Annotated in this window: 26 protein-coding genes and 1 riboswitch; of the genes, 6 read left to right on the top strand and 20 right to left on the bottom strand. The window is 71.7% G+C overall.

Annotated elements, in window-relative coordinates; translation table 11 throughout:
• The first annotated feature begins 268 nt into the window (after positions 1 to 268).
• The gene (locus ACHFIV_RS07925) at positions 269 to 727 is read left to right on the top strand and encodes an ATP-binding protein (RefSeq protein WP_398965021.1); all 459 of its coding nucleotides are present in this window, start codon (positions 269 to 271) and stop codon (positions 725 to 727) included.
• Here the strand turns inward: ACHFIV_RS07925 and ACHFIV_RS07920 are convergent.
• The 17 genes from ACHFIV_RS07920 to ACHFIV_RS07840 all read right to left on the bottom strand — a co-directional run bounded on the left by ACHFIV_RS07920 (position 675) and on the right by ACHFIV_RS07840 (position 19,081).
• A complete protein-coding gene (locus ACHFIV_RS07920; RefSeq protein WP_398965020.1) occupies positions 675 to 2,153 on the bottom strand; it encodes an amino acid permease in 1,479 nt (492 codons plus the stop codon). The two genes, ACHFIV_RS07925 and ACHFIV_RS07920, sit on opposite strands and share 53 nt — an antisense overlap.
• Before the next feature lie 173 nt (positions 2,154 to 2,326).
• Entirely contained in the window at positions 2,327 to 3,343 is a 1,017-nt protein-coding gene (gene argF / locus ACHFIV_RS07915) for an ornithine carbamoyltransferase (protein WP_398965018.1), read from the bottom strand.
• A gap of 163 nt (positions 3,344 to 3,506) precedes the next feature.
• A complete protein-coding gene (locus ACHFIV_RS07910; protein ID WP_398965016.1) occupies positions 3,507 to 4,739 on the bottom strand; it encodes an arginine deiminase in 1,233 nt (410 codons plus the stop codon).
• Positions 4,740 to 4,806: 67 nt separating this feature from the next.
• Positions 4,807 to 7,368: a polynucleotide kinase-phosphatase gene (locus ACHFIV_RS07905; protein ID WP_398965014.1), complete on the bottom strand. Its 2,562-nt coding sequence runs from the start codon at positions 7,366 to 7,368 to the stop codon at positions 4,807 to 4,809.
• A complete protein-coding gene (locus ACHFIV_RS07900) occupies positions 7,365 to 8,840 on the bottom strand; it encodes a 3' terminal RNA ribose 2'-O-methyltransferase Hen1 (protein ID WP_398965012.1) in 1,476 nt (491 codons plus the stop codon). The genes ACHFIV_RS07905 and ACHFIV_RS07900 overlap by 4 nt, the downstream gene beginning before the upstream one ends.
• Positions 8,841 to 8,883: 43 nt before the next feature.
• Positions 8,884 to 9,819, bottom strand: a complete 936-nt coding sequence (gene mmuM / locus ACHFIV_RS07895; protein ID WP_398965010.1) for a homocysteine S-methyltransferase — start codon at positions 9,817 to 9,819, stop codon at positions 8,884 to 8,886.
• Between the two features lie 188 nt (positions 9,820 to 10,007).
• Positions 10,008 to 10,931 (bottom strand): LLM class F420-dependent oxidoreductase, encoded by a 924-nt coding sequence (locus ACHFIV_RS07890; protein WP_398965009.1) that lies wholly within the window; start codon positions 10,929 to 10,931, stop codon positions 10,008 to 10,010.
• Between the two features lie 87 nt (positions 10,932 to 11,018).
• Positions 11,019 to 11,561 (bottom strand): DUF6099 family protein, encoded by a 543-nt coding sequence (locus ACHFIV_RS07885; protein ID WP_398965007.1) that lies wholly within the window; start codon positions 11,559 to 11,561, stop codon positions 11,019 to 11,021.
• A gap of 136 nt (positions 11,562 to 11,697) precedes the next feature.
• A complete protein-coding gene (locus ACHFIV_RS07880) occupies positions 11,698 to 12,057 on the bottom strand; it encodes a nucleotide pyrophosphohydrolase (RefSeq protein WP_398965005.1) in 360 nt (119 codons plus the stop codon).
• A complete protein-coding gene (locus ACHFIV_RS07875; protein ID WP_398965003.1) occupies positions 12,054 to 13,274 on the bottom strand; it encodes an ATP-binding protein in 1,221 nt (406 codons plus the stop codon). Before ACHFIV_RS07875 ends, ACHFIV_RS07880 begins: the two co-directional genes overlap by 4 nt.
• Positions 13,275 to 13,371: 97 nt before the next feature.
• Positions 13,372 to 13,779 carry a cell division protein SepF gene (locus tag ACHFIV_RS07870; RefSeq protein ID WP_398965001.1) on the bottom strand — a complete coding sequence of 136 codons (408 nt, stop codon included), beginning with the start codon at positions 13,777 to 13,779 and terminating at the stop codon, positions 13,372 to 13,374.
• A gap of 75 nt (positions 13,780 to 13,854) precedes the next feature.
• Entirely contained in the window at positions 13,855 to 15,162 is a 1,308-nt protein-coding gene (locus ACHFIV_RS07865; protein WP_398964999.1) for a cytochrome P450, read from the bottom strand.
• Positions 15,159 to 15,773 carry a GTP-binding protein gene (locus ACHFIV_RS07860; RefSeq protein WP_398964997.1) on the bottom strand — a complete coding sequence of 205 codons (615 nt, stop codon included), beginning with the start codon at positions 15,771 to 15,773 and terminating at the stop codon, positions 15,159 to 15,161. Before ACHFIV_RS07860 ends, ACHFIV_RS07865 begins: the two co-directional genes overlap by 4 nt.
• Positions 15,751 to 16,104 carry a DUF742 domain-containing protein gene (locus ACHFIV_RS07855; RefSeq protein WP_398964995.1) on the bottom strand — a complete coding sequence of 118 codons (354 nt, stop codon included), beginning with the start codon at positions 16,102 to 16,104 and terminating at the stop codon, positions 15,751 to 15,753. Before ACHFIV_RS07855 ends, ACHFIV_RS07860 begins: the two co-directional genes overlap by 23 nt.
• Positions 16,101 to 16,523 carry a roadblock/LC7 domain-containing protein gene (locus tag ACHFIV_RS07850; RefSeq protein WP_398964993.1) on the bottom strand — a complete coding sequence of 141 codons (423 nt, stop codon included), beginning with the start codon at positions 16,521 to 16,523 and terminating at the stop codon, positions 16,101 to 16,103. The genes ACHFIV_RS07855 and ACHFIV_RS07850 overlap by 4 nt, the downstream gene beginning before the upstream one ends.
• Positions 16,520 to 18,022 (bottom strand): ATP-binding protein, encoded by a 1,503-nt coding sequence (locus ACHFIV_RS07845; protein ID WP_398964991.1) that lies wholly within the window; start codon positions 18,020 to 18,022, stop codon positions 16,520 to 16,522. Before ACHFIV_RS07845 ends, ACHFIV_RS07850 begins: the two co-directional genes overlap by 4 nt.
• A 66-nt stretch (positions 18,023 to 18,088) precedes the next feature.
• Positions 18,089 to 19,081, bottom strand: a complete 993-nt coding sequence (locus tag ACHFIV_RS07840; RefSeq protein WP_398964989.1) for an MBL fold metallo-hydrolase — start codon at positions 19,079 to 19,081, stop codon at positions 18,089 to 18,091.
• 400 nt (positions 19,082 to 19,481) lie between these two features.
• Between ACHFIV_RS07840 and ACHFIV_RS07835 the strand changes: the two genes are divergently transcribed.
• On the top strand, positions 19,482 to 20,375 hold the full coding sequence (locus tag ACHFIV_RS07835; RefSeq protein WP_398964987.1) for an SIS domain-containing protein: 894 nt from the start codon (positions 19,482 to 19,484) through the stop codon (positions 20,373 to 20,375).
• A gap of 103 nt (positions 20,376 to 20,478) precedes the next feature.
• Here the strand turns inward: ACHFIV_RS07835 and ACHFIV_RS07830 are convergent, their stop codons facing one another.
• Positions 20,479 to 21,030 carry a hypothetical protein gene (locus tag ACHFIV_RS07830; RefSeq protein WP_398964985.1) on the bottom strand — a complete coding sequence of 184 codons (552 nt, stop codon included), beginning with the start codon at positions 21,028 to 21,030 and terminating at the stop codon, positions 20,479 to 20,481.
• A gap of 216 nt (positions 21,031 to 21,246) precedes the next feature.
• Positions 21,247 to 22,113: a transglycosylase SLT domain-containing protein gene (locus tag ACHFIV_RS07825; RefSeq protein WP_398964984.1), complete on the bottom strand. Its 867-nt coding sequence runs from the start codon at positions 22,111 to 22,113 to the stop codon at positions 21,247 to 21,249.
• A 2-nt stretch (positions 22,114 to 22,115) separates the two neighbouring features.
• Positions 22,116 to 22,275, bottom strand: a riboswitch (cyclic di-AMP (ydaO/yuaA leader).
• Between the two features lie 384 nt (positions 22,276 to 22,659).
• Here ACHFIV_RS07825 and ACHFIV_RS07820 point away from each other — a divergent pair.
• From ACHFIV_RS07820 to ACHFIV_RS07805, 4 genes are all read left to right on the top strand, one after another.
• The gene (locus tag ACHFIV_RS07820; protein WP_398964982.1) at positions 22,660 to 22,890 is read left to right on the top strand and encodes a hypothetical protein; all 231 of its coding nucleotides are present in this window, start codon (positions 22,660 to 22,662) and stop codon (positions 22,888 to 22,890) included.
• A 369-nt stretch (positions 22,891 to 23,259) separates the two neighbouring features.
• Positions 23,260 to 23,655 (top strand): molybdopterin-binding protein, encoded by a 396-nt coding sequence (locus ACHFIV_RS07815; protein ID WP_398964980.1) that lies wholly within the window; start codon positions 23,260 to 23,262, stop codon positions 23,653 to 23,655.
• 47 nt (positions 23,656 to 23,702) lie between these two features.
• Entirely contained in the window at positions 23,703 to 24,482 is a 780-nt protein-coding gene (gene modA / locus ACHFIV_RS07810; RefSeq protein ID WP_398964979.1) for a molybdate ABC transporter substrate-binding protein, read from the top strand.
• A 28-nt stretch (positions 24,483 to 24,510) separates the two neighbouring features.
• Positions 24,511 to 26,445, top strand: a complete 1,935-nt coding sequence (locus ACHFIV_RS07805; RefSeq protein ID WP_398964977.1) for an ABC transporter permease — start codon at positions 24,511 to 24,513, stop codon at positions 26,443 to 26,445.
• Between the two features lie 6 nt (positions 26,446 to 26,451).
• Here ACHFIV_RS07805 and ACHFIV_RS07800 read toward each other — a convergent pair whose 3' ends face one another.
• Complete coding sequence (locus ACHFIV_RS07800; RefSeq protein ID WP_398964976.1) at positions 26,452 to 26,904, bottom strand: flavodoxin family protein; 453 nt, start codon at positions 26,902 to 26,904, stop codon at positions 26,452 to 26,454.
• Between the last annotated feature and the right edge of the window lie 63 nt (positions 26,905 to 26,967).

Genomic DNA, 26,967 nt, shown 5'->3' with positions numbered 1-26,967 from the left:
GGGCTGGTGCTGATGGCGTTTCGAAGCTATCACCCATCTGTGACTTCCGTCACGAGCACACGATAGGCGGCGCGGCCACTGTGTCGAAGGTCCCTTTTGTGCCGGTCGGCTGCCTCTATGTCTGCGGCGTCGCCCTTCGTATGGTTGGTCGCAGGAAGTCCTGGTACAGAACCCGTTCCCTCCGGCGACGGAGGGAACGTCCATGGACGCAGCCGGCGCGGGACGAAGGTCCCCCGCCGGACCCCCGCTCCCGAACGGAACCCCCGCCTTGCCGCCCGACGTCCCCGCGCCACCGCCCCCCTCCTGGCGCATCGCCCTGCCGCACTCCACGGCCGCGGTGCCGATCGCCCGCGCCCTCGTCCGTACGGCGCTGGCCGACCTCGACGCGCCCGCGGACAGCGACACGGCGGAGCTGCTGACCGCCGAGCTGGTCGCCAACGCCGTGGAGCACACCGACGGCTCGGGGCCCATCGAGCTGGTGGTCGAGCTCCTGGCGTCCGGCTGCCAGGTGGAGGTCCACGACCACGATCCGGGGCCGCCCGGGGACCTGTCCCGCCTGCTGCCGGGCAGTGCGCCGGACCCCTGGCAGGAGCACGGCCGGGGCCTGCTCCTGATACGCGCCCTGAGCTCCGCCTGCGGCCACCGTCCCACCGAGCACGGCAAGGCGGTGTGGTTCACCCTTCGGTCGGGCCCGGCGCCGTCCGGTCCTGCGGCTCCCCGGGGCTGACGAGCCGCGAACGGCTGCGGCCGTACCCGGCGTACACCAGGGCGCCCACCCCCAGGAACACCACGAACTGCAGCCAGGTCGTCCAGCCCGTCCCGTACATCAGGTACAGACAGAAACCGACACCCAGAATCGGGCTGACGGGGTAGAGCGGCACCCGGAACGAGCGCTTCAGCTCCGGGTTGCGGCGGCGCAGCACGATGACGGCGACATTGACCACGGCCATGGTCGCGAGCGTGCCGATCGTCGTCAGGTTCACGACGACGTCGAGGGAGGAGAACGCGGCCGGGACGGCGAAGACGACAGCCACGATCCACGTGTTGGCGACGGGCGTGTGCGTGGTGGGCGACACCCGTTCGAAGACCCTGGGGATCAGCCCGTCGCGGGACATCGACATCAGGATCCGGGTCTGTCCGTACATCACCGCGAGGACGACGGAAGCGATGGCGACGACCGCGCCGAAGGCGATGACGCCTCCTCCCACACCCGACTCCGTGACCGTGTCGACGACCAGGGAGAGAGCGGCCGGCTTGTCCGACACGTCGTCCGCGCCCAGCGCCCCGATCGCCCCGAGGGCGACCGCGCAGTAGAGCAGCGTGACCAGGCCGATGCAGATCATGATCGCGATGGGGATGTTCCGGCGCGGGTTCTTGACCTCCTCACCGGCCGTGGTGATGGCGTCGAAGCCGATGTAGGAGAAGAACGCCACGGACGCGCCCGCGGTCACGCCCGCCATGCCGTGGGGGGCGAAGGGGGAGAGATGGCCGTCCTGGAACGCGGTGAAGGCGATCGCGCAGAACGCGACGAGGATGCCGATCTTCAGCACCGCCATCGCCGCCGTGGCCCCCGCACTCTCCCTGATGCCGCGCACCAGGAGGGTGGCCGCCATCATGACGACGACGACCGCCGGGAGGTTGATCACGCCCCCGTCGCCAGGTCCGGAGGAGAGCGCCGCCGGAAGGCTCCAGCCGATGATCCCGTCCAGCAGTTCGTTGACGTACTGGCTCCAGCCGACCGCGACGGCGGAGACCGAGACGCCGTACTCCAGCAGCAGGCACCAGCCGACCAGGAACGCGACCCGCTCCCCGAGCGTGGCGTAGGCGAACGAGTAGGAACTGCCGGAGACCGGAATGGCGCCGCCGAGCTCGGCGAAGGAGAAGGCGGTGAACACACAGGTGATCGCCGCGAGGACGAACGAGACCACCACGGCGGGACCCGCCTCGGCGACACTGTCGGACAGCCCGACGAAGATCCCGGTACCGACGATCGCCCCGACGCCGAAGCACACGAGCTGGAACAGCCCCATGGTGCGTCGCAGGCCGTGCCCTTCGAGGTCGGTTCCGGACTCGGCGAGCAGCAGGCCGGGGCTCTTGATGCGCGCTCCGGTCCGGCGCTGCGGGGCCGGCGGGGCGGGGGAGGCGGGACTCATGGGGGGACGTTCTCTTCTCTGGCGGTGCGGGGGACGGAGCCCGTGGGGGGCTCACTCCTGGCATGCGCTCCGGACCGGGCACATGAAAAGGGGTCCGGACGTGCGAGTCCGAACCCCACCAAGTGGCACCATCGTAGCCACTTGCACGCATGTTCACCCAATCGGGTGCATGTTCATGCGGTCGACGCGTCGCCGGCCAGCGTGGCGACGAGCACCGCCTTGATCGTGTGCATCCGGTTCTCGGCCTCGTCGAAGACGACCGAGTGCGGGGACTCGAAGACCTCGTCGGTGACCTCCAGCTCCGCAAGGCCGTACCGCTCGTGGATCTCCCTGGCCACCTTCGTACCGAGGTCGTGGTAGGCCGGGAGGCAGTGCAGGAACTTGACGTCGTCGTTGCCCGTGGCGCGCAGGACGTCCATGGTCACGGCATACGGGGCGAGGGCGGTGATGCGCTCGTCCCAGACCTCCTTGGGCTCGCCCATGGACACCCAGACGTCCGTGACGACGAAGTCCGCGCCGCGGACCCCCTCGGTGACGTCCTCGGTGAGGGTGACGCGCGCGCCGCTGGACTCCGCGAGCTCGTGGGCCCGGTCGATGACCTCCCGGGCCGGCCAGTAGGCGACGGGCGCGACGATCCGGACGTCCATGCCGAGCAGGGCACCGGTGACCAGGTAGGAGTTGCCCATGTTGAAGCGGGCGTCGCCCAGGTAGGCGAAGGACATCCGCTCCAGGGGCTTCGGGCTGTGCTCCGTCATCGTGAGGACGTCGGCGAGCATCTGGGTGGGGTGCCAGTCGTCGGTGAGCCCGTTGTAGACGGGCACACCGCCGTGTGCCGCCAGTTCCTCGACGGCCTGCTGGCTGTCACCCCGGTACTCGATACCGTCGAACATCCGGCCGAGCACCCTGGCGGTGTCCTTCACCGACTCCTTGTGCCCGATCTGCGAACCCGAGGGGTCGAGGTAGGTCGTCGACGCGCCCTGGTCGGCGGCGGCCACCTCGAAGGCGCAGCGCGTACGCGTCGAGGTCTTCTCGAAGATCAGCGCGATGTTCCTGCCGCGCAGCCGCTGCACTTCCTCGCCCGCCTTCTTGGCGGCCTTCAGCTCGGCTGAGAGGGCGATCAGACCGCGGAACTCCTCGGCCGTGAAGTCCAGCTCCTTGAGGAAATGGCGGCCTGTGAGGTCTATGGCCATGGGACTGCTCCTGGGTCGGGCGTGGGGCGTGGGGCACGTGTCCTGGAAGTCTATACGAGCCACCGTATTGCTATACAGGGGCGGGGCTCCACGCACCCTGCCGCGGGACCCCTCGTGCCGCCGTCTCCCGGCCGGCGGCCGGGAGACCGGCCGACGAGCGGCCTCACACCGGGTCGCGCACCACGGGACAGCTCATACAGCGGGGACCGCCCCGGCCCCGCCCCAGCTCACTGCCCCGGATCTCGATGACCTCGATGCCCTCCTTGCGCAGAAACGTGTTGGTGGTGGCGTTCCGCTCGTACGCGACGACGACCCCGGGTTCCACGGCCAGCACGTTGCAGCCGTCGTCCCACTGCTCCCGCTCGGCGGCGTGCACGTCCTGGGTGGCGGTGAGCACCCGGATCGTGTCCAGGCCGAGCGCGGCGGCGATGGCCCGGTGCATGTGCTCGGGCGGATGATCGGTGACCTTCAGCTCACGTGGGCCGATGCCGGGTTCGATCGTGTAGGAGCGGAGCATGCCGAGTCCGGCGTACTTGGTGAACGTGTCCCCGTCGATCATCGTCATCACCGTGTCGAGGTGCATGAACGCCCGGCGCTTGGGCATGTCGAGCGCCACGATCGTCCTTGCCGACCCCGCGTCGAAGAGCCCTCTGGCCAGCATCTCCACGGCCTGGGGAGTGGTCCGTTCGCTCATCCCGATCAGGACGGCGCCCCGTCCGATGACGAGGACGTCACCGCCCTCGATGGTCGACGGATAGTCGTCCTGTCCCTCCGACCAGTGGTGGAAGACGCCCGCCTCGGGGCCGGTGAACAGCGGGTGGTGCCGGTAGATCGCCTCGAAGTGGACGGTCTCGCGCTGTCTGGCCGGCCATCGCATCGCGTTGATGGAGACGCCGTCGTAGATCCAGGCGGAGGTGTCACGGGTGAAGATGTGGTTGGGCAGGGGGCTGAGCAGGAAGTCGTCGAGGTCCATGACGTGGAAGCGGACCGAGGTCGGTTCGGCGTGCCGCTCCAGGAACTCCCGCTTCGTCATCCCGCCGACCAGCGCCTCCGTCAGCTCCGCGGCGGACAGCTCCTCGAAGGCGGCGCGCAGGTGCTCGGTGGCGAGCGGGCCGTACTCCTTCTCCGCGAAGACCCGGTCGAGGACGAGCCGCCTCGCCACCGGGATGTCGAGGGCCTCCCGGAGCAGCTCCCCGAAGAAATGCACCTCCACACCCCGGTCACGCAGCACGTCGGCGAAACCGTCGTGCTCCTCCCTGGCCCGGCGCACCCACAGCACGTCGTCGAACAGGAGCGCGTCCTTGTTGCTGGGGGTGAGCCTCTTCAGCTCCAGATCGGGGCGGTGCAGGATGACGCGGCGCAGCCGCCCGGCCTCGGAATCGACATGGAATCCCATGTCATCATCCTCACCGCGCGGGGCACCGTTCACCCTGCGAACGGCCACCGGATTCCGGCCGGCCGTCCTACAGCCGGGGGTCGACGGGTTCCGACTCCAGGGCCAGGACCGCGAAGACCGCCTCGTGGATCCGCCACAGCGGTTCCCCGTCGGCCAGCCGGTCGAGCGCCTCCAGTCCGAGGGCGTACTCCCGCAGGGCCAGCGACCGCTTGTGGCCGAGGAACCGGGACCGCAGCCGCTCGAGGTTCTCCGGCCGCGTGTACTCGGGGCCGTAGATGATCCGCAGGTACTCCCGGCCGCGCACCTTGACACCCGGCTGGACGAGCCTGCCCTTCGGGTCCCGGACGAGGGCGCCGAGGGGCTTGACGACCATGCCCTCACCGCCGCGGCCGGTCATCTCCAGCCACCAGTCGGTGCCGGAGCGCACGGAGTCCTCGTCGCCCGTGTCGACGACGAGACGCCGGGTGACCTGGAGCAGTCCGGTCGGGTCGTGCTCGACGAGACGGTCCAGCCACGCCAGCTGCTCGTCGTGCGGCACGGAGGCGAGCGAGCGGCCCTGCACCGCCAGGATCTGGAACGGCGCGAGCCGCACACCGTCGAGCCCTTCGGTGCTCCAGCAGTAGCGACGGTAGGCCTCCGTGAAGGCGGCGGCGTCCTCGGCGCGCCCCCGCTGGCGGCCCGCCAGGGCGGCGACGTCGACACCACGGGCGGCCGCCGCGGCCAGGGCTCCCCGCGCCGCGGGCAGCGCCGCTCCGGCGGCGGCGCCCACCGCCGCGTACTGCGAGCGCAGCAGCCCGGCTGCCTTGAGGGACCAGGGCATCAGCTCGGCGTCGAGGACCACCCAGTCGGTGTTCCACTCCTCCCAGAGCCCGGCGGCGGTGACGGCCGCGCGCAGCCGTCCGAGGACGACCTCGGTGAGTGCCGTGTCGTCCAGGAAGGGCCGCCCGGTACGGGTGTACAGGGCGCCGGTGGGGCTTCCCCCGGGGGAGGTCCCACCGGTACCGAAGCGCTCCCGGGCGGTGGCGGCGTCGCGGCAGACCAGTGCCACGGCGCGGGAGCCCATGTGCTTCTCCTCGCAGACGACCTTGGTGACACCGTCCGCGCGGTACTGGGCGAAGGCCTCGGCCGGGTGCTCCAGGAAGCCCTCCTCGTGCGAGGCGGCGGTCGGCGCCATGGTCGGCGGGAGGTAGGTCAGCAGCCGGGGATCGACGGCGAACCGGCTCATGACCTCGAGGGCAGCCGCCGCGTTCTCCTCACGCACCGCGACGCGGCCCATGTGCCGGGTCTCCACGACGCGGCGGCCCTGCACGTCCGCGAGATCGAGCGGCCGGCCTTCCCGGCCTCCGGGTGCTTCGGTGGTCAGCGGCTTCACCGGCTCGTACCAGACGCGTTCGGCCGGCACGTCGACGATCTCGCGCTCGGGCCAGCGCAGTGCGGTCATCTTCCCGCCGAAGACCGCTCCGGTGTCCAGGCAGAGGGTGTTGTTCACCCAGGAGGCGGTGGGCACCGGCGTGTGGCCGTAGACCACTGCCGCACCGCCCCGGTAGTCCTCCGCCCACGGGTAGCGCACAGGGAGGCCGAACTCGTCCGTCTCACCTGTCGTGTCCCCGTACAGCGCGTGCGAGCGGACCCGTCCGGAGGTGCGGCCGTGGTACTTCTCGGGAAGCCCCGCGTGGCAGACGACCAGCTTGCCGCCGTCCAGGACGTAGTGGCTGACCAGCCCGTCGATGAACTCCGCGACGTGTTCGCGGAACTCGGGGTGCTCGGCGTCCTCCCTCTCCAGCTGCTCGATGGTCTCGGCGAGGCCGTATCTGATCTGGACCTGCTTCCCCCTGAGATAACGGCCGAGCTTGTTCTCGTGATTGCCGGGGACGCACAGCGCGTCCCCCGAGGCCACCATGGACATCACGCGGCGCAGGACACCGGGGCTGTCGGGGCCCCGGTCGACGAGGTCGCCCACGAACACGGCGGTACGGCCCTCGGGGTGCGTACCGTCCTTGTAGCCCAGCCGGCCGAGCAGGGTGTCCAGCTCGGAGCTGCAACCGTGGATGTCACCGATGATGTCGAAGGGGCCGGTGAGGTGCCGGAGGTCGTTGTAGCGGCGCTCCAGGACGACTTCGGCGGTGTCGGCCTCCTCCTCGGTGCGCAGGACGTGCACCTTGCGGAAGCCCTCACGCTCCAGGCCGCGCAGCGAGCGGCGCAGTTCGCGGCGGTGGCGCTGCACGACGTGGCGGGGCATGCCGGCGCGGTCGGGACGCGTGGCGTTGCGCGCCAGGCACAGCTCTTCCGGCAGGTCCAGGACGATGGCGATGGGCAGCACGTCGTACTGCCGGGCCAGCCGCACGAGCTGCTTGCGGCTCTCCGGCTGCACGTTGGTGGCGTCGACGACGGTGAGCCGGCCGGCGGCGAGGCGCTTGCCCGCGATGTAGTGCAGCACGTCGAAGGCGTCACCGCTGGCGCTCTGGTCGTTCTCGTCGTCGGCGACGAGACCCCGGCAGAAGTCCGAGGAGACGATCTCGGTCGGCTTGAAGTGCTTGCGGGCGAAGGTGGTCTTGCCCGATCCGCTGGCGCCGACGAGGACCACGAGGGACAGGTCGGTCACCGGCAGCGTGCGCGAGGTACCGGTCATGCGGCCTTCGCCTCCTTCGTCGTCCCCTGAGCGGTGGTCATCGTGAACACGGCCATCTGCGTGGGCGGCCCCACCTCGGGGTCGTCGGGCCCCACGGGCACGAACTCCACCGCGTAACCGTGGCGTCCCGCCACCTGGCCCGCCCAGTCCCGGAATTCCTCCCGGGTCCATTCGAAGCGGTGGTCACCGTGGCGTACGTGCCCGGCGGGCAGCGTCTCCCAGCGGACGTTGTACTGGACGTTGGGCGTCGTCACCAGGACCGTCCGCGGGCGCGCGGAGCCGAACACCGCGTACTCCAGGGCCGGGAGGCGCGGCAGGTCGAGGTGCTCGATCACCTCGCTCAGCACAGCGGCGTCGTACCCCTTCAGCTGCTTGTCGGTGTAGGTGAGCGCGCCCTGGCGGAGGGTGACCCGCCCGGCCTGCCGCTCACCCATCCGGTCGAGATCCAGACGGCGTGCGGCGACGGTCAGGGCGCGCATCGACACGTCGACCCCGACGATCTCGGTGAAGCGCACGTCCTTGAGCAGTGCCTTCACCAACTGCCCCTGGCCGCAGCCGAGATCGAGGACCCGGCTCGCTCCGGCGGTCCGCAGTGCCTCCAGGATCGCCGCGCGGCGCTGCTCGGCGAGCGGCACCGGCCTCTCCTCGGTGTCGGTGGTCTCGTCCACCGCGTTGTCGACGCTCTCCACCTCAAGGTCGTCCGACTCCGCCAGCCGGACCAGCTCGAGCCGCTCCGTCGCCTGCCGCGTGAGCCCCCGGCGGCGGGAGAGGTAACGACTGGTGATCAGGTTCTGCTCGGGGTGACCCGCCAGCCAGCCCTCACCGGCCCGGAGCAGCTTGTCCACCTCGTCGGGAGCGACCCAGTAGTGCTTGGCGTCGTCGAGCACGGGCAACAGGACGTACAGCTGACGCAGCGCGTCCGCGAGCCGCAACTCGCCTTCCAGCACGAGCCGTACGTAGCGGGAGTCACCCCACTCCGGGAACTGCTCGTCCAGCGGTACGGCCACGGCGTCCACGCCTGTCCAGCCGAGTGGAGCGAAGAGTGCGCGCACCAGCGCCGCACCGCCGCGTGCGGGCAGCGCCGGCACCTCGATCCGCAGCGGCAGCGCTTCCCGGGCCCGCTCCGGCATCGCCCGGCACACGCCGTTGAGGGCGGACTTGAACACCGTCGTCATGGCTACGGAGAGCAGCGAGGACGCCGCGTACGGCCGGTCGTTCACGTACTGTGCGAGCGCCGCGTCGGGAGCTCCGCCCCGGCCCTTCCCCTTGCCGCGCCTCACGAGCGCCACCGGATCCACCTCCAGCAGCAGGGCGGCCGTGCAACGTTGCGCGGTCGCCTCGGGGTAGAACACATGGGCGGTTCCGTGCGAGGTGGAGAACGTCTGCGCCTTGTCGGGATGCTTGTGCAGCAGGTAACCGAGATCGGTGGCGGGACGCTCAGGGGTGCCGGTCGTGCTGATAGTCAGGAACACGTGTCCGAGTATGGTCCGGGGCCCTGTCCCCCACCAGGCATTTTCACGTTTCCGACGACTGCAGGCGCTCGGCCAGTGCCGCGATCGCGGACGGGCCCACCCGGCAGCAGCCACCGACCAGCCGCGCGCCCGCCCGCTGCCAGTCCCGCACCCTTCCCGGTTCGAACGTGCCACTCCCCGCCCAGCCCCGGGCCTCCGCGTCCCACTCCTCCCCACTGTTCGGGTAGACGACGACGGGCTTGCCGGTGGCGGCGGACGCCACCTCCACCGCGCGGTCCGCGTCGGCGGGATCGCAGCAGTTGACCCCGACGGCCACCACCTGGTCGATGCCGGCGACGAGCCCGAAGGCCTCGCCCAGAGGCTGCCCGGCCCTGGTCCGGTCTCCCGCCACGCTGTAGGAGAGCCACACCGGCACCGCGACGTCCTGGACCACCCGCAGCAGGGCCTCGGCCTCGACGATGTCCGGCACCGTCTCCAGGGCCAGCACATCGGGGGCCGCCGCGGCCAGGGTCTCCACCCGGGGCCGGTGGAAGCGCGCCAGCTCCCTGACGGTCAGTCCGTACCGGCCCCGGTACTCGCTGCCGTCGGCGAGCATCGCGCCGTACGGCCCGACCGATGCGGCGACCCATACCTCCCGCTCCGCCACCGCTCCCGCCCGGCGCGCCGACTCCACGCTGCCGGCCAGCAGCTCCGCCGCCCGGGCCCGTCCGATTCCGCGCCGCGCGAACCCCTCGAAGGTCGCCTGATAGCTGGCGGTGATGAGGACCTGCGCCCCTGCCCGCGCGTATGCCGTGTGGGCGGCCTCGATCTGCTGGGGCGCGTCGCTCAGCAACCGGGCCGACCACAGGGCGTCGGACAGGTCGCAGCCCTGCGCCTCCAACTGGTTGGAGAGACCCCCGTCCAGCAGGACGGTCCCCTCGGCGAGCGCGTCGCCGAGGGTACGGCCGGGTGGGAGATCCGGTGTCCGGGCGGAGTGCACAACTGCTCCTTGCTGTCGGCTGGGTTCCGGGAGGACCGCGGTCGGTCACATCCGGTCGGTCGGCTGGTGGCTTTCGGTGCGGCGGCCCGCCGGATCACCTGGCCGGTCGCGCGGTCCGCGCTGCGGACGAGTTCTCGCGCGGGCTCCGCCCGCGGCCGGGCCGCCGGGCCACCGGCCGGCTGGACCTGTCAGCCCAGCTGGGACTGGACCTGCGACGCGATCAGTTCCAGGTGGTCCAGGTCGCCGAGGTCGAGGACCTGGAGGTAGATCCGGGACGAGCCGATGGCGGCGTACCGGCCGATCTTGTCGACCACCTCGTCCGGCGAGCCCGCCAGGCCGTTCGCCTTGATCTCCTCCACCTCCCGTCCGATGGCGGAGGCGCGCCGCGCCACCTCGGCGTCGTTCTTCCCGGCGCACACCACCAGGGCGTTGGAGTACACCAGGTCGTCGGCAGCACGGCCGGCCGTCACGGCCGCGTCCCTGACCCGGCCGAACTGCTTCTCACTGTCCTCGACGGACGCGAAGGGGATGTTGAACTCGTCCGCGTACCGCGCGGCCAGTCTCGGCGTCCGGACCGCGCCGTGGCCGCCGATCAGGATGGGCACCTTCGTCTGTGCGGGCTTCGGCAACGCCGGCGAGTCGGTGAGCTGGTAGTACGTCCCGTCGTAGCTGAACGTCTTGCCTGTCTCGGTCCCCCACAGGCCCGTGATGATCTCCAGCTGCTCCTCCAGCCGGCCGAACTTCTCCTTGGGGAACGGAATGCCGTACGCCTTGTGCTCCTCCTCGAACCATCCGGCACCCAGCCCCAGCTCGACCCGGCCACCGGACATCTGGTCCACCTGGGCGACCTGGATGGCCAGAACCCCGGGGAGACGGAACGTACCCGCCGTCATCAGGGTGCCGAGGCGAATCCGCCTGGTCTCACGGGCCAGCCCGGCCAGGGTGATCCACGCGTCGGTCGGGCCGGGCAGGCCGTCTCCGGATCCCATGCGCAGGTAGTGGTCCGACCGGTAGAAGGCATCGAAGCCGAGGTCCTCGGTGGCCTTGGCGACGGTCAGCAGGGTGTCGTAGCTCGCCCCCTGCTGGGGCTCGGTGAAAATTCGAAGATCCATACCTCCATCCTGCACCTTCGAGGGCGCCGCTCCCGTCTCCCCTGCCTCATCCGCCGCAACGGGGCGCGCCACTCCCGGATGACCGGCTCACGGCTGGCCGGATACGAAACCCGCCGGTCCGTGGATCACTCCGAAGGGGCCGTCGTACTCCCGGTCCGCTTCCTGACCGCCTTCCTGCTCGCTCTCACGCTCCTGTTCGGCAAGCCGTCTCAGCATGCCGTGGACCCGGTCGACGGACTCGTCGACGGCGTCTATCGCCTCGATGCACTGCCAGTAGAGCCCCTCCTCCTCCGTGCCGCAGGCGACGCCCACCAGCGCGATGCCCGCCTCGCCCAGCAGCAGTACGAGAGCGCCCAACGCACCGGCGATGTCCGCCACTTCGGTGAGCTGCGACGCCCGCACGCCCCCCACCGGAACCATGGGGTGGTCGAGCACGGCGCTACCCAGGGCGCAGGTCTCGCTGAGGGCGCGCGCCTCCGTCCGTAATTCCGACGGCCCGCACCTCGCCAGCCGGCCCCCGACCGCACGGGCGAGCGCCTGCGCCTGCCACGCCTCCGCCATGACGGCCGGCGCTCCCCTGCTCCCCGCCAGCGCGCTCCTGCCCGCCGCGATCAGTCGCTCCGCTTCCATGCGATTCCCCCGTCGCCGAGACCACCCGTGAAAGAAACCCGCTCACCTCTTCATTACCCACAGTGAGGTGCATGGCACCTGAAAGCCAGAGGAAATCGGAAATCTGTGGACAGGAAATCGATTGTGCGTAAGTCGATCACTCCGAAGAGTGACGATCCGTCGGCTCGGCACGTCCCGGCACCGGAAAGCGTTGTTCATTCCGGTCGATCTTCGCCGCCAGCGCCGCCAGCACGTCGATGCCGAGGACCTCGCAGAACTGCAGCAGGTACGCCAGGACGTCCGCCACCTCGTCCCTGACCCGGAACGCCGTCTCCGGGTCCTCCATGACCCCGGCCGACTGCTCCGGCGTCAGCCACTGGAAGATCTCCAGGAGTTCGGACGCCTCGACGCTCAGCGCGACGCAGAGGTTCTTGGGGGTGTGGTACGGCTCCCAGTCCCGGGACGCCGCGAAGTCGGCGAGTCGTTGCTGCAGTTGGGCTACATCCAGTTCCGTCACGGTGTCAGGTCTACCACCGTCACGCCGGCCGTCCCGCGTGCCGCCGCCGCGGCCGTCCCGCCGACCGTCCCCAGCAGGCGCATGTGCCCGCCCGCACAGACCGACGCGGCCAGCGCGAGCAGTTCCCCGGTCTGCCTCACGTCCAGGCTCCGGTCGAGCCCGTCGGCCAGGACGGTGAGGGCCTGCATGGCCGAGGGCACCTCAGCCGCCGGGTCCACCGCCAGGACGTGGGGGCCGGTCAGCAGTACCAGCGTGTAGGCGAGGTAGCGCAGTTCGCCGTCCCCGAGCCGGCCGATCGGTGTGCCGCGTCCCGGGCCACGGCCTGCCAGGGCCCGCACGGTCCCGTCCGCCAGACGCTCGACGGTCAGCCCCGTCACCTGCCCCGCGCACCCGGTGTCCGCGCCCGCGACCAGCCTGGCGTGCCGCTGGGCGCACTGGCTGCGGGTCCGGTACAGGACGTCCGCCAGGTTGTCGCAGGACGTCGTCAGCCGCCCCTCTCCGACGGGCACCGCCGCACGCATCCGCCGCGGCTGGGGATCGCAGACGAAGGCCGACCTCAGCGCCACCACCACCTGCTCGGCGGCGGCCAGCACCCGGAGCTGACCGTCCGTCGTCCCGGCGACCCGCAACGGCAGCAGCGCCGTACCGAGCCGGTCGTCGGGGAAGGGCGCCCGCGTCACCGGCACCGCCCCGGCGGTGTGCCAGGCTGCCTGGACGGAGGAACGCCCGGGGTCCCGCAGCGCCGTGCTCAGCAGGATCTCGCCGGAGTCCGTCAGCCGCTCCCCCACGACGCGGAGGGCGGGTTCGGCCTGCACGGCGAGATCCAGTCCCACCGGGCCCGCCGGGCCCTCCACGGTGCAGCCGAGTCTGAATCCGCGCCGCCCCTGCGCATCGGGGCCGACGCGTTCGGGCACCCAGGCCGCCGGGTCGGGAAACACCTCCTCCAGGGTGTCACCGGCGGCCAGCCGCGCGAGCGCCTCGTATCCGCGGAGGGCGGTCGACTTCCCGCTGCCGCTGTCTCCCGTGAGCAACGTGAGCGGCCCCAGAGGGATGACGGCGCGGCGGTGCGCGGCGAAGGCACCGAGCCGGAGTTCACCGACGAAGGGGCGGGCCGGGCGGACGGCGCCGGGTGGCGGCGGAGCCGTCCGCCCCGGAGGAATGACAGTCATGAGCGGACCGTACGCACGCCGGCGACCGGCGAACCGTTCCGCCCGCACGGCGTTCCCACGATCGGGGCACGTCCGCACGGCGTTCCCACGCCGGCGGCACACCCGCACGGCGTTCCTACGCCGACGGCACACCCGCACGGCGTTCCTACGACTGGGGCACGCCCGCCGCGGTGACCCCCTCGACCTCCATGCCGACCGGCGCGAGCAGGAACACGTTGCGGTCCACCCGGTGCATCCCGCTGCCGAGCCCGAAGACCACACCGCTGCTGAAGTCGAGGATCCGCTTCGCCACGTCGCTCTCGGCGCCGGTGAGGTCCAGCAGGACCGGGATCTGCGCCACCAGGTACTCGGCCACCTCGCGCGCGTCCGCGAACACCTGGACCCTCAGCACGACCAGGCGCCGCTGCTCGGCCGACTCCGGCTGGTCCGGGACCGTGCCGTGGTCGACCCGGGAGGGCCATTCGTTGCGGCCCCTCAGGGGTACGACCTGGGCGAGCCCTTCCCACTGTTCGTCGGTGGCGTCGTACCTGTCGTACCTGTCGTACCTGCTCACAGAACCACCCCGTCCATATGCCGGTTGGCTGTGCGCCGGCTGCGCTCGCTGTTCATCGGGCAATTCTCTCGCCCCTCACCCGTTCGGCGTACCACCGACACGGTCCGGAAGGGGATCGGCGGCTTCCGGGGCGTCCGAGCCGTCCGGACCGGCCAGCGTGTCGAGTGGTGTGAAACGGACCGGGAGATGGGCCGGGGCGCGGTGGAAGGGGCCGGGCCGCCAGACCAGCGCGCCGGGCTCGACCGCAAGTCGCAGGTCGCAGAGCTGGCTGGTGAGCTGTTCGATCGCGGTCGTCGCCATCAGCAGGGCGGGCTGCCTGGCCGGGCACCGGTGCGGTCCGGCCGACCACGCCAGGTGGGCACCGTCACCGGAACGCACGGCGGGATCCAGCACCGAGGGCGGCGACTGCGTGTTGGCCGCGGCGAAGGAGACCAGGACCAACTGTCCCGCACGCAGCGGGACTCCGTGGAATTCCGTGTCGTGGCGTGGGAAGTGCGCCCCCATGTTGGCCAGCGGCGGGTCCCGCCAGAGCACGTCGTCGACCGCCTCGCGCGCCGTGACGGCGCCACCGTGCAGGGAGCGCCCGTACCCGGTGTCGCTGAGCATGCGCAGCAGTGCGTTGCCGATCAGATTGGTCGTGGGGTCGTGGCCCGCGCTCATGATGAGCGTGATCTGCCGCACGGCCTCCTCGTCGTCGAGACCTGCTGGATGCCCGAGCAGGTACGTGGTGAGGTCACGGCCCGGTCTGCGCCGGCGTTCGGCGACGAGAGCGGTGACGACACCGACCAGGTCGTCGTAGGCGGCGGTCGCGTCCGGAGCGGAGTTCATCATCCCGGCGGTCGCGCGGACCACCCGCTCCGTGTCCTGCGGTGCCACGCCGAAGGAGGTGGTGAACACGTGCAGGGGGAGCCGGCCGGCGTACTGGGCGATGAGGTCACCGGTGCCGGCGGCCGAGAAGGCGGCGATGAGCCGCTGAGCGACCCGGGCGACCTCGGCTCGCAGCAGGTGGGGTTCGATCAGGGCGAGGGTGTCGTTGATCACCTCGCGGTAACGGGCGTGCTCGGCCCCGTCGGTGAAGAGCGCGGTCGGCCGGTGGCCGAGCACGGGCAGGACCGGTGAGCCGGCCGGTACGCCCGCCTGCCAGGCACGCGGGTCCTTGGTGAAGGTCTCGGTGTCCCGCAGCAGGTCCAAGGCCGCCTGGTAGTCGGTGACCAGCAGCGCGTCGACATCGGGGGCGATGCGCACCCTGGCCAGCGGGCCCTGGGCGCGCAGCGTGCGGTAGTGGCCGTGCGGATCGGCGGCGAAGCCGGCGCCGTACAGCGCGAGCGGTTCCAGAAGCGGGGAAGCGGTGCCGGCCGTGGTGCCGGTCTCCGGAGGGGTCATGAGGATTCCTGGGACGCGGGCAGACAGGTCAGCGCGTGCTCGGCCAGGGCGATCAGGGCGTCGATGCTGCCCCGGCGCTCCCGGGCGTCGCACTGCACGAGCGGGGTGCGGGCATCGAGGTCGAGGTGCTTGCGCAGGACCTCGTCCGCGTGGGCGGGGGCGTCGGGGAAGCGGTTCACGGCGACGGCGTACGGAAGTCCCTGCTCCTCCACCATGTCCATGACCGCGAAGGAGTCCTCGAGCCTGCGCGTGTCGACCATGACGAGGGCGCCCAGCGCCCCGCGGGCGATGTCCTCCCAGAGAGGGAGGAAGCGCTCCTGGCCGGGCGTGCCGAACATGTACAGCACCAGGTCGTCCTGGACGGTCAGCCGGCCGAAGTCGACGGCGACGGTGGTCGTGGTCTTCTCCGGAAGCCCGGCGGTGTCGTCGACTCCCGTACTGGACTGCGTCATCGCCTCTTCCGTGTGCAGGGTCGGGATCTCCGACAGCGTACGGATCAGGGTCGTCTTGCCCACGCCGAAGGGACCCGTGACGACGAGTTTCATCAGGGTCTCGGCGGTATTCGGCAGATAGCCGACGCCGCCCCGGTCAGTGGAGGGAACGGAGTCCAACGAGCAGCCTCTCGACGAGCGACCGGTCGATCTCACCGGCGCTGGGGATCGGTGGTCGGGCGTGCAGGTGTCCCGCGGCCACGAGGTCCGTGGCCAGGAAGACCGTGGCGCTGACCGGCAGGTCCAGATGGGCGGCGCATTCGACGACGGTGAGGGCTCCGGGGTCCAGGAGCTCACACAGCCTGCGCTGCTCCGAGCCCGTACGCGCCGGCAGGGCCGATCCCGTACGGATGAGCACGGCGAGACGGTCGAGCACCGGACCGGTGGGTGCGGAGCGGCCACCGGTGACCAGGTAGGCGGGAATCAGGCGGCGCCCTGGGCCGGGGGTCATGGCCGGGTGGCAGCGTCCGGTTGGCGGGTGGCGGCGTGCATGGCCCGGGTCAGCGCGGTGACCTGCACCTGCATCTGGTAGGCGATGTTCCCCAGGTGTGCGTCGGGGGCCGCGAACAGGGCGAGGGTGGTGTTCCTGCCGGCCGGTACGACGATGGCGAAGCCCAGGTCGGACTCGACGACCGTCTGGGCCAGGCGTGGCGCCTCGGCCTCGGTGAAGGCGGTGGTGAAGGCACGGGCCGCCGCGTGCAGGGTGGCCGTCATCGCGGCGACGCGCTCCGCGGACGCGCGATCCAGACCGGGCGACGCGCCCTCGACGAGTCCGTCGCCGGTGGCGACCACGGCGTGCTGTACTCCGGGCAGCTCCAGCAGGGGAGTCAGCACCCAGGCGAGATCACCGGCGGTGGGGGTGGTGCTCACGTCTCGTCGTCTCCTTGGTCGTCCGATGGGGAGGCCGGGGGTGGCGCGGGCGCCTCCCTGCCGCTGAGGGTGCCCTGCTGGAGGGCGGCCCAGGCTGCTCCGGCCTGCTCGGGTGTACGGAGCACGGGCTCCTCCGCGTGCTGCCGCGTCGTCGAGGCCTCCGGGGAGGCCGTCCGGGGCGGCCTGCGCCGCCGGGTGGGCAGGTCCACCGGCCGCGCCGCGTCCCCGGCGGCCGGGTCCGGAGCGGGTTCGGCGAGTACGGGCGCGGTCGGTGCGGCGGTGACGGGTTCCGGTGGGGCTGACGCGCCGGAAGCGGGCGCCGAGGGTACGGCAGGTGCCGAGGGCGCGGCGGGCGCGGGCGCGGAGGGCTCGGCGGGCACGGGCACGGCTGACGCGGAGGGCTCGGCTGACGCGGGGGCGTGGGCCACCGCCCCGTCCCCCCGCGCGTCCACCGGCTTCGGCGCGAGCACGGACAGGGTGCGGTCGTCGTCCATCACGGTCAGCAGATGGGCCGGGATGCGCAGCATCGTGCGCATCCCCCCGTACGGCGACGACTCGATGTGGCAGCTGAAGCCGTACCGCGCGATGAGCCGCCCCACCACGGCGAAACCGGTCTGCGGCGGATCGCCGAGTTCGGTGAGGAGCATCTCGGAGGGCCCCTTCAGCAGGGCGCGGGCACGCTTCAGCGCGTCGTCGTCCATGCCGATCCCGGCGTCGTCGACCAGGATCAGAGCGCCGCGGCCGGCGGTCTGCTGGACCGTCACCGGCACCTCGGTGTCCGGGTGCGAGTACGCCGTCGCGTTGGCCAGCAGCTCGGCGAGCGCGATGGCGAGCGGTTCGGCGGCCCGGGCGACCAGCGCGAGCCTTTCCTGGCGCAGATGGTTGGCGACCTTGATCCGCTCGTATCCGGCGACCCGGGACTGCGCGCCGAGCACGACCTCGACCAGCGAGGAGTTCTGCCGGGCGAGTCCTGGCCAGGCGTCGCAGAGCACGGCCGTGGCCTGGGTCCGGCGCAGCGCCAGTTCGTTGCGGAAGTCGAGCTGCAGGATCCGTGGGTCGTCGTACTCGTGCTGGAGCTCCTGCAGCAGGTGCTGCGACTGGTTGAGCAGGGACTGGATCTTGGCGGACGTGCCGCGCATGGCCGACCGCGCCGCCGCGTCGACGCGTCCGCGTTCCTCCAGAACAGCCGTGCGCGCGGCTTGGACGGCCTCGGTCAGCAGACGTGCGGCGTCCCCCTCGATCCCGGCGGCCTCGCGCAGTCCGGGAACGGGCGCCGCCCGGTGGGAGAGCGCGGTGGCCGCGGCGGGTATCCGCTTCCGGGCGAGCTGGCGGATCTCCTCGGCGAGGGCGACGGTGCGCGCCTCGGCCGCCCTGGCCTGACGCTCGGCCAGCTCGGCGCGGGCGGAGGCACCGTACGCCTCCCGCCTGGCCTGGTACATACGGGTGGTCGACCATATCGCCACGGCGACGGCGATCAGGGTCACGATCCATGCCACCACCGCGTCACCGCTTCTCTGTCGTCGGAAACGGCCTGCGGGGGGCCGGGCCGTCGCACCGGCCGGCCGTCACGCGGGCCCGCCGGTACACACCGCGCCGGTCTCCTGGGCGACCGCGGCGACGTCGGCCATCACCTGGAGGACACCGGGGAGTGCGGAGCCGTCGAGATGCCGGTACTCGCTCCCGATGGTCACCACGAGCCGTTCCGGCAGGCCCAGTGCCGGGTACCGGCCCTCGCCGATGACCCGCCGGGCCGCCTCGGTCACGGGGACACCGGCCGCGTGGAGGACGTGGGCGCGTTCGCGTACGTACGCCAGGTAGCCCATGTGCTCCCGCACCCCCGCCGGATCGAGCACCGGCCCGTGGCCGGGCACGATCACCTCGGCGCCGGTGGCCAGGACGCGTGCGCACGCGTCGATGACGTTGCTCAGGGGACCTGACCAGTGCACCGGATGGTCCCCGGGCTGCTGCGGGGTGGACGAGAAGATGACGTCTCCGCTGAAGGCCGTGCGCTGTGCGGGCAGGTACACCATGAGGTCGCCCGTCGTGTGCGCGGGCGGCAGGGACGACACCTGGACCGTGTACTCCCCCACCGTGAGTTCGAGCTCTCCGGTGAAGTAGGTCGTCGGCCGCACCTCCTCGGTGGCCGACCAGTCGAAGGCACCGAAGTGACGACGGAGGTAGGCGCCGAGGGGTGTGGACGGATCACTTCCGGCCACCAGGGCGTGCTGTTGCTGCGGGGTGGGGTCGTAGTGGAGGTGTTCCCGGGCTCCCCGGGTCGCGATGATCTCGGCTTCCGGCAGCACCCCGGCGCCCCAGAAGTGGTCCCCGTTGGCATGGGTGACGATCACCCGGTCGACGTCCACCCCGTCGGGCAGCCGCTTCCGGCTCTCCACGAGGAACTGACCGGCCAGGAAGGGGTCGTACGGGGTGTCGATCCACAGGGCGCCACGCGGCGACACGAGAAGACCGCAGTTGGCCAGGCCCCAGCCGCGCTTCGGCGGCAGCCAGGCGGACAGACCCCTGCCGAGGTCCACGACGTCCCCACCCGTGATCGACATGGGGTGATTATGCCGACCTCCGTGCGGCCGCGTGTTCGAACTCGGCCAATGCGCCGACCCTGTGGCCGGAAACTGCCCCTACGCCGCCCCGTCTTCCGGGCGGCGGTGACCGTCCGGGGTTGCCCCGACTCATCCCTCCAGGGCATTTTCCGCCCGATGCGCGAGATGTCGGCCACCGGATCCACGCCACGCTCTGGTTACCCACGCGGGTGCGACAGAACCGGATTGCGCCGACTACCCACCGAGCATGGCCGAAAACAGCCTCCATACCGATCACGACAGCGAAAGCAGTTTGCTTGTTTCTGCTCGATCGACCCATGTAACATGCAGAATTGAACAAACGAACCTCGATTTCACCCACCCCACCAGGTGCGAGCAGCAGCGGAAGCGGAGTGCGGACATGTCGCATGTCGAGACCGAGACAGCCGGCCAGCCGGAGTGCTGGCGCCGCGCCGCGGAGGTCGCCGCCGACCGGAAGGCGTCCCTTCCCGCCACCGGTGAGCGCATCGCCGTCGTCGGCTGCGGGACGTCGTTCTACATGGCCCAGGCCTACGCCTCACTGCGCGAGGCATCCGGGCAGGGCGAGTCGGACGCCTACGCCGCCTCGGAGTTCCCCTTCGGACGCGCGTACGACCGGGTCGTCACGCTGACGCGTTCGGGGACGACGACCGAGGTGCTCGGTCTGCTGTCACGGCTGCGGGGCACCACCCGGACCGTCGCCGTGACCGCCGATCCACGGACTCCGGTGATGACCGCCGCCGACGAGCTGGTCGTCCTCGACTTCGCCGACGAACGGTCCGTGGTCCAGACGCGGTTCGCGACCACGGCCCTGACCCTGTTCCGCGCCCACCTCGGGCTGCACACGGACGACGTCGTCCGGGACGCGGAGACCGCCCTGGCGGAGCCCCTGCCCGAAGGGCTCGTGGAGTGCTCCCAGTTCAGCTTCCTGGGCAGCGGCTGGACGGTGGGCCTCGCCAACGAGGCGGCGCTGAAGATGAAGGAGGCGTCACTGTCCTGGACGGAGTCCTACCCGGCGATGGAGTACCGCCACGGCCCCATCAGCATCGCCACGGCGGGAACCGCCACCTGGATGTTCGGATCGGCTCCGCAGGGCCTGCGGGACGAGGTGCTGGCGACCGGGGCACGGTGGGTGGAGAGCGGCCTCGACCCGCTGGCCGAGCTGGTCCGGGTCCAGCGGCTCGCGGTCGCCCGCGCGGCTGCCCGCGGCCTCGATCCCGACCGGCCGCGCCACCTGACGCGGTCGGTGGTGCTCGGCACGACCGCCGCGCCCTGAGGCCCCGTCACGGGCGCCGTCAGGCAGGCGTCAGGCAGGCGTCAGGCATGTCGCGCACCGGGCCGGCGGGCGGCCCGGTGCGCGACTGCGGCCGCCGAGGAGGTCAGGCCTCTTCGAAGTGGGCGTCCAGTGCCTCGTCCAGTTCCACCGTCCACTTCTTGAGGTCGCTCCGCGAACCCGCCTCGACCTCGGCGTTGAACCACCGGCGGCTCGACAGATGGACGGTCACGGTGAACCGGCGCCCGAAGCGGGCGGTCCTGACCTCGACCGCGCCGATCTCGGTCCAGTCGAACTCCGCCTCCTGGTCGTCGAGCCGGAAGCGGACACCTGCGGCGTCCACCCTGATGGATCCGCGGCGGTCGCTGACCTCGAAGACAGGGCCTTCGCCCTCCGTCTCCTCGCGCACCGCCCCGGCGTCCTGGACGGACCCGGCGTCAGGGGCCGTCCCGCCGTCCGGGGCCCCGTCCCCGGCCTCCTCGGCCGCCCCCTCGGCGAGCACCTCCGCTGCCTCGGTCTCCGGGGTCGCACCGGGCTCCTCCGTCTCCGCTCCCGCCTCCGTCCGCGCGGGGGCAGGGGCCGTCAGGCCGGGGATGTACGCCGGGTCTGTCCCCGCGGCGAACTCGGGCTGGGTGTTCGAATCTATGCGCTGCTCCACGGCGGGCAGTATGGACGACGAACCTGTACGAGACCAGTCACCCGGCCCGTCGCCCGGGGCGCCGACCGCCGTGACACGGCCATTCGGCGGTCCTCGGACACGAACCGGGCCGGAAACGGCCGACGGGTGGTACGGGTTCCGCCGAACCCGTACCACCCGTCAGCTCTGTCCCTCCGTCACACGTCCGCGCGTCGGCGGTCCCGCGCCCGCGAGGACTCAGTAGGCACCGAAGACGTTGTCGATCGACCCGTACCGGTCCGCGGCGTAGTTGCACGCGGCCGTGATGTTGGCGACCGGGTCGTAGCTGTCGGTCGACGTGCCGGGCACGTGGTAGGCCTCGAAGGTCGGGTCGATGACCTGCAGCAGGCCCTTCGACGGGATGCCGGCAGCGGCGTTCGAGTCCCAGTTGTTGATGGCCTGCGGGTTGCCACCGGACTCGCGGATGATGTTGCGGTGGATGCCCTCGTAGCTGCCGGGGATGCCGTGCTCGGCCATGACGGCCAGCGACTCCTTGATCCAGCCGTCGAGGTCGTCGGTGTACGCGACCGGCTCGGCGGCAGGAGCCGCTTCGGCGGCGGGGGCGCCCTCGGCGGCGACGGTGGTGCTCGCGCGCTCCGAGCGGTCGGCGCGGTCAGCGCTCTCCTCGGCACGGTCGGAGGAGGCGGAAGCCTTCGATTCGGCCTTTTCGGCCTTGTCCGCCGACGTGTCATCGGCCTTACCGCCGATAACCAGCTTCAGGCCGGGGTGAATCAGGTCGGGGTTTCCTCCGACCACCTTCTCGTTGTCCTCGTACAGGGCCTTCCAGCCACCGCTCACGGAATGCTCGCGGGCGATCTTGGCGAGCGTGTCACCCAAGATCACGGAATAGGTGGCGGACTCGGCCTTCTGTGCGGCAATTCCCTTGCCGGACGCGGCAGTCGACGTCGCGGCCTTTTCGACGGCGGCCGGCTGGGCCGGGGCCGCGAAGGCGCTGGTCGCACCGAGCACGGGGAGGGCCAGGGCGGCTCCGCCCGTGCTCACGGCGATGATGCCGCGGGTCAGCGAACTGGTCCTGGAACGACGGTGCTTACCGTTTTCGGGCATGCTGGATTCCTCTCCGTCGCCTGCGAAGTGAGCTGTCGGGTTCGGGCTGGAGATGCCCGGCCGCAAGCTGCTGCGACTTCACCCCGAGCCGCTCCGGAAACCGGATCGGCGCTTACTTGGGTCCCCCGCTCCTGCCGTACGAGAAGTGGTCGGGTAACCGGACGGCGGCAGGATTCGGCGTTCCGCCCGGAGTGATGGTGACCGTAAGCGAGAAATAGGGAAAGGAACAAGCTCGCCGGAGTGATCACAATTCATTGACAAGATCGATTTACGGGAATTCATGTAATCCACCGCACACGGCGTTCCCCATTCCTCTTGGCGCAGAAGGGAACCGGTCGGCACACCGCCACGTCGGCCCCCGGGAAGTGACGCTGGTCACGGAGTCCGATTCGGGCGTTTTGCTCCCACGCGAAGGACCCCAGGTCGCACGAAATGGCTTTTTATGGATTACGGGATCAATTCCAAGAAGTACTGCAAATCGGGCATACGACTCACAACTATCACGCAGGGGCATACCGGGAGTCTTCCCGTGGAACCGATCCGCGTATGACTGACAGCCCTTACGCATCGGCCCCGCGGATCACCGTCCTGCCCGTGCAGCCCGGCGATCCGCCCTTCCGCATCGTGGAGATCGACGGTGAGGTGATCGGAAGCGCGACCGCCATGACGGACGTCCTGATCGCGGCCGCCGCGGCCGGCATCCCGGTCCACGACCTCGACGACCCGGCTGTCGTCCGATGGGTGGGCGGAGGCAAGCTCAGCTGGATGCCGCACTGATGACGGCCGCGGCGGCGACCGGGGGACTGCGGTGGCCGAGCGGTCCCGAGCGGCGCTCCGGGTGAGGGACCCAGCCGGTCCACGCGTGCGGCTCGCTCGTCCAGCCGCCTCCGGTGTCGCCGGCCCGCGCCGTGCGGCCTCCGTCGCGGACCGCGAGTCCGTGCGCGCCGGGGCGTCGCGGTCGACACGCCCCCGGCCGGGATGTCGCCGACCGCGACGTCCCGGCACGCACACCACTCACGACACCGCCGCCGAGGAGCCGACCTCGCCGCCCTCACGGGTGAGCCACCCCACCACAACACCGCATCTGCCAGGTCAAGGACATTAAAGCCTTGTAAATGCCAATGGCAGACGCATACGGTGTCGCACATGCAGTCCTACACCATCGGGCAGGCGGCGCGTCTGCTCGGCGTGAGCCCCGACACCGCCCGCCGCTGGGCGGATGCCGGCCGGGTCGCGACCCATCGCGACGAGAGCGGGCGGCGCCTCATCGACGGCGGCGATCTGGCCGCCTTCTCGGTCGAGGTCGCCCAGGCCGGTCCCGGCGAGGACGAGGTCCCGTACACCTCGGCGCGCAACGCCTTCCCGGGCATCGTCACCGCGGTGAAACTCGGCGACGTCGCGGCCCAGGTCGAGATCCAGGCCGGCCCGCACCGTCTCGTCTCGCTGCTGACCAGGGAAGCCGTGGAGGAGCTCGGACTGGAGGTCGGCATGCGGGCCACGGCCCGCGTGAAGTCGACCAGCGTCCACATCGACCGCACCTGAGGGGCACGCCGCCCGCGAGCGGCGGCTCACACCGAGGAGTTGTCCAGATGTTTCTCACACTCACCGGCCGCCGGGCGGGCGCCGCGGTCCTGTCGGGGCTCGCGCTCGCCACTCTGGCCGCGTGCGGCAGCGACGGCGAGGACGAGGGGTCCGCGGCGGCGGGGACCGAGCTCACCGTGCTGGCCGCGTCCTCACTGACCGACGTCTTCGCGACCGCCGGCGCCGCCTACGAGAAGGAGCACCCCGGGACGAAGGTGACGTTCTCCTTCGCCGGGTCGCAGGAGCTGGCCGCCCAGGTCGGACAGGGCGCGCCCGCGGACGCACTGGTCACCGCCGACACCAGGACCATGGACGGGCTGGCCGCGGACACCGGGAAGCCGGCGGTCATCGCGAAGAACCGCCTGGTCATCGCCACAGGAGAAGGAAACCCCGAGAAGATCGGCGGCCTCACGGATCTTGCCGATCCCGCGCTCAAGGTGGTTCTGGCCGCGCCCGAGGTGCCGGTCGGGCGCTACGGCGAACAGATACTCGACTCCCAGGGGATCGACGTGAAGCCGGTCTCCCAGGAGCCCAGCGTCCGCGCCGTCCTCAGCAAGGTCGAGCTGGGTGAGGCGGACGCCGGCCTCGTCTACAGGACGGACGCCGCCGCTGCCGCCGACAAGGTCGACGCGGTCGACATCCCCGACGCTCAGAACGCCATCGCGAGTTATCCGGCCGCGACCCTGAAGTCGTCCCGGAACGCCGGGGCCGCCGCCGCGTTCGTCTCCTGGCTGTCCACTCCCCGGGCACAGGGGATCCTCCAGGACGCGGGTTTCCAGACACCATGACGACCTGGCCGGGCGCGAGGGAGACGCGATGAGACAGCTCCGCAGCCGCCCGTCGCGCCCGCGCGCCCCGCTGACTCTGGTGATGCCCGCACTGCTCGCCGTGGTGTTCCTGATGCTGCCCCTGGCCGGCATCCTGGCGCGCACGTCGTGGGGCGAACTCGGCACCCATCTGGCGAGCCCCGGCACCACGAGGGCCCTGAAGCTGTCGCTGCTGGTCTCCGCCTGGGCTCTCGGGCTCTCGCTCGTGCTGGGTGTGCCCCTGGCCTGGTTGCTGGCCCGCGTCGACTTCCCCGGCAAGGCCCTGGTGCGCTCGCTCGTGCTGCTGCCCATGGTGCTGCCACCGACCGTCGGCGGGGTGGCGCTCCTGCTCGCGTTCGGGCGTCGCGGGCTACTCGGACCCTGGCTGGAGGACACCTTCGGCCTCACCCTGCCGTTCCACACCTCGGGCGCGGTCCTCGCGGCGACCTTCGTCGCGATGCCGTTCCTCGTCATCAGCCTGGAGGGGGCCCTGGGCGGCCTGCACATCCGCTACGAGGAGACGGCCGCCTCCCTGGGAGCCTCTCCGGTGCGCGTCTTCTTCACCGTCACGCTGCCGATGGTCACCCCCGGCCTGGCCGCGGGCGCGGCGCTGACCTGGGCGCGGGCCCTGGGCGAGTTCGGTGCGACCATCACCTTCGCCGGCAACCTGCCGGGCACCACGCAGACCCTGCCCCTGCAGGTGTATCTGCTGCTCCAGGACTCCCCGGAGGCCGCCACATCCGTCTCCCTGCTCCTGCTGGCCATCGCCATGGCGGTGCTCGTCGCCCTGCGCGGACGCTGGGCGGGCGCGCCCCGCTCCGCCGGGAGCCCGCGCCCCACCGTCGAGGAGCCCGGCCCGCGGCAGCCCGCGGACGCCACGCCTGCCGCCGCGCCCCCCGCCCCCCGTGGGAGCTGGCCGCTGCACGCCGAGGTCACCGGCTTCGACCAGCTGACCCTCGACGCCGAGCCGGGTACGACGATCGCGGTCGTCGGTCCGAACGGCGCGGGCAAGACGACGCTGCTGCGCGCACTCCTCGGCCTGACGCCGCGCGCCCACGCCGTGCTGCGCCTCGGGGACACCGACACCGGCAGCCTGCCCCCGCACCGGCGGGGCGTCGCCTGGGTCCCGCAGGACGGTGCCCTCTTCCCGCACCTCTCCGCCCTGGCCAACACCGCCTACGGGCTCCGCGCGCACGGCGTACCGCGCGCCGAGGCCCGGCACGGCGCCCGGCAGTGGCTCGACCGTCTAGGCGTCGGTCACCTCGCCGCCCGTAGGCCCGCCCAGCTCTCCGGCGGGCAGGCACAGCGCGTCGCGCTCGCCCGCGCGCTGGCCGCGCGCCCCCGGCTGCTGCTCCTGGACGAGCCGCTCGCCGCACTCGACCAGACCACCCGTGCCCAGGTACGCCACACCCTGCGCACCCATCTCGACGGCTTCGGCGGCGTCTGCCTGATCGTCACCCATGATCCCGTCGAGGCGGTTTCGCTGGCCGACCGCGTTCTCGTGCTCGACGAGGGGCGGGCGGTGCAGGACGCGCCACCCGGTGAGGTCACCCGCCACCCGCGCTCGCCCTGGGTCGCCCGGATGCTCGGACGCAACGCGTGGCCCGGCACGGCCACCACCGAGGGCCTCCGGCTCCCCGGCGGGGGGCACATCGTCGCGGCGGAGCCGCTGCCCGCCGGTGTCCCCGCCCTCGCGGTCATCGGCCCCGAGGCCGTCTCCGTGCACCGTGAGAGGCCGGGTGGCAGCCCGCGCAACGTCTGGCCGGGTACGGTCCGCGAGATCACGGCCAGTGGCAGCCGGCTGCGAGTCCTGGTCTCCTCCGGCGAGGCACCCGACCTCGTCGCGGAGATCACTCCGCAGGCCGCATCGGAGCTCGGCCTGGCCGACGGGGTAGCGGTCTGGACCGGGGTGAAGGCGACGGAGGTGAGCCTCGTCCCGAGGTAGCGCCCGTCAGTCCATCAGGCCGGCGGCCACCGTCGCCCCCAGTTCCCAGCACGCCTCGGTGTCGGCCCTGCCCGGCTCGCCGGTGACGGTCACGGCGCCGGCCGCACGGCGCCAGCCCAGGCCCGTGGTGATCGTCTCGATGCCCCGCACGGCGCCGGTGACGTCGTTGCCGCCGTGCACGTAGTAGCCGAAGGGCCGGCCTTTCGTCCCGTCCAGGCAGGGGTAGTAGACCTGGTCGAAGAAGTGCTTCAGGGCTCCGGACATGTATCCGAGGTTCGCCGGGGTGCCGAGCAGGTAGCCGTCGGCCTCGAGCACATCGGACGCCGTCGCGGAGAGCGCCGCCCGGCGCACGACCCGCACGCCGTCGATGTCCTCCGCCGTCGCGCCGGCGACCACTGCTTCGAACAGTGCCTGGCAGTTGGGCGACGGCGTGTGATGCACGATCAGCAGAGTGGCCACGGCACCGAACCTACCTGCCCGCCGGGCCCCGCGCCCTGCCGGGGCGCGGCGGGTCACGGGGCG

The sequence above is a fragment of the Streptomyces sp. ALB3 genome, from assembly GCF_044385685.1.
Lineage (GTDB): Bacteria > Actinomycetota > Actinomycetes > Streptomycetales > Streptomycetaceae > Streptomyces.
The sequence above is the reverse complement of the archived record's forward strand: the minus strand, read 5'-3'. Positions and strand labels throughout refer to the sequence as shown.

What these genes read in the sequence shown, in the direction of transcription:
- argF (WP_398965018.1), bottom strand. Translation starts at nt 3,343, where the DNA reads ATGGCCATAGACCTCACAGGCCGCCATTTCCTCAAGGAGCTGGACTTC.
- ACHFIV_RS07815 (WP_398964980.1), top strand. Translation starts at nt 23,260, where the DNA reads ATGCAGTCCTACACCATCGGGCAGGCGGCGCGTCTGCTCGGCGTGAGC.
- ACHFIV_RS07820 (WP_398964982.1), top strand. Translation starts at nt 22,660, where the DNA reads ATGACTGACAGCCCTTACGCATCGGCCCCGCGGATCACCGTCCTGCCC.
- ACHFIV_RS07825 (WP_398964984.1), bottom strand. Translation starts at nt 22,113, where the DNA reads ATGCCCGAAAACGGTAAGCACCGTCGTTCCAGGACCAGTTCGCTGACC.
- ACHFIV_RS07835 (WP_398964987.1), top strand. Translation starts at nt 19,482, where the DNA reads ATGTCGCATGTCGAGACCGAGACAGCCGGCCAGCCGGAGTGCTGGCGC.
- ACHFIV_RS07920 (WP_398965020.1), bottom strand. Translation starts at nt 2,153, where the DNA reads ATGAGTCCCGCCTCCCCCGCCCCGCCGGCCCCGCAGCGCCGGACCGGA.
- ACHFIV_RS07890 (WP_398965009.1), bottom strand. Translation starts at nt 10,931, where the DNA reads ATGGATCTTCGAATTTTCACCGAGCCCCAGCAGGGGGCGAGCTACGAC.
- ACHFIV_RS07905 (WP_398965014.1), bottom strand. Translation starts at nt 7,368, where the DNA reads ATGACCGGTACCTCGCGCACGCTGCCGGTGACCGACCTGTCCCTCGTG.
- ACHFIV_RS07910 (WP_398965016.1), bottom strand. Translation starts at nt 4,739, where the DNA reads ATGGGATTCCATGTCGATTCCGAGGCCGGGCGGCTGCGCCGCGTCATC.
- ACHFIV_RS07885 (WP_398965007.1), bottom strand. Translation starts at nt 11,561, where the DNA reads ATGGAAGCGGAGCGACTGATCGCGGCGGGCAGGAGCGCGCTGGCGGGG.
- ACHFIV_RS07855 (WP_398964995.1), bottom strand. Translation starts at nt 16,104, where the DNA reads ATGACCCCCGGCCCAGGGCGCCGCCTGATTCCCGCCTACCTGGTCACC.
- ACHFIV_RS07840 (WP_398964989.1), bottom strand. Translation starts at nt 19,081, where the DNA reads ATGTCGATCACGGGTGGGGACGTCGTGGACCTCGGCAGGGGTCTGTCC.
- ACHFIV_RS07865 (WP_398964999.1), bottom strand. Translation starts at nt 15,162, where the DNA reads ATGACCCCTCCGGAGACCGGCACCACGGCCGGCACCGCTTCCCCGCTT.
- ACHFIV_RS07805 (WP_398964977.1), top strand. Translation starts at nt 24,511, where the DNA reads ATGAGACAGCTCCGCAGCCGCCCGTCGCGCCCGCGCGCCCCGCTGACT.
- modA (WP_398964979.1), top strand. Translation starts at nt 23,703, where the DNA reads ATGTTTCTCACACTCACCGGCCGCCGGGCGGGCGCCGCGGTCCTGTCG.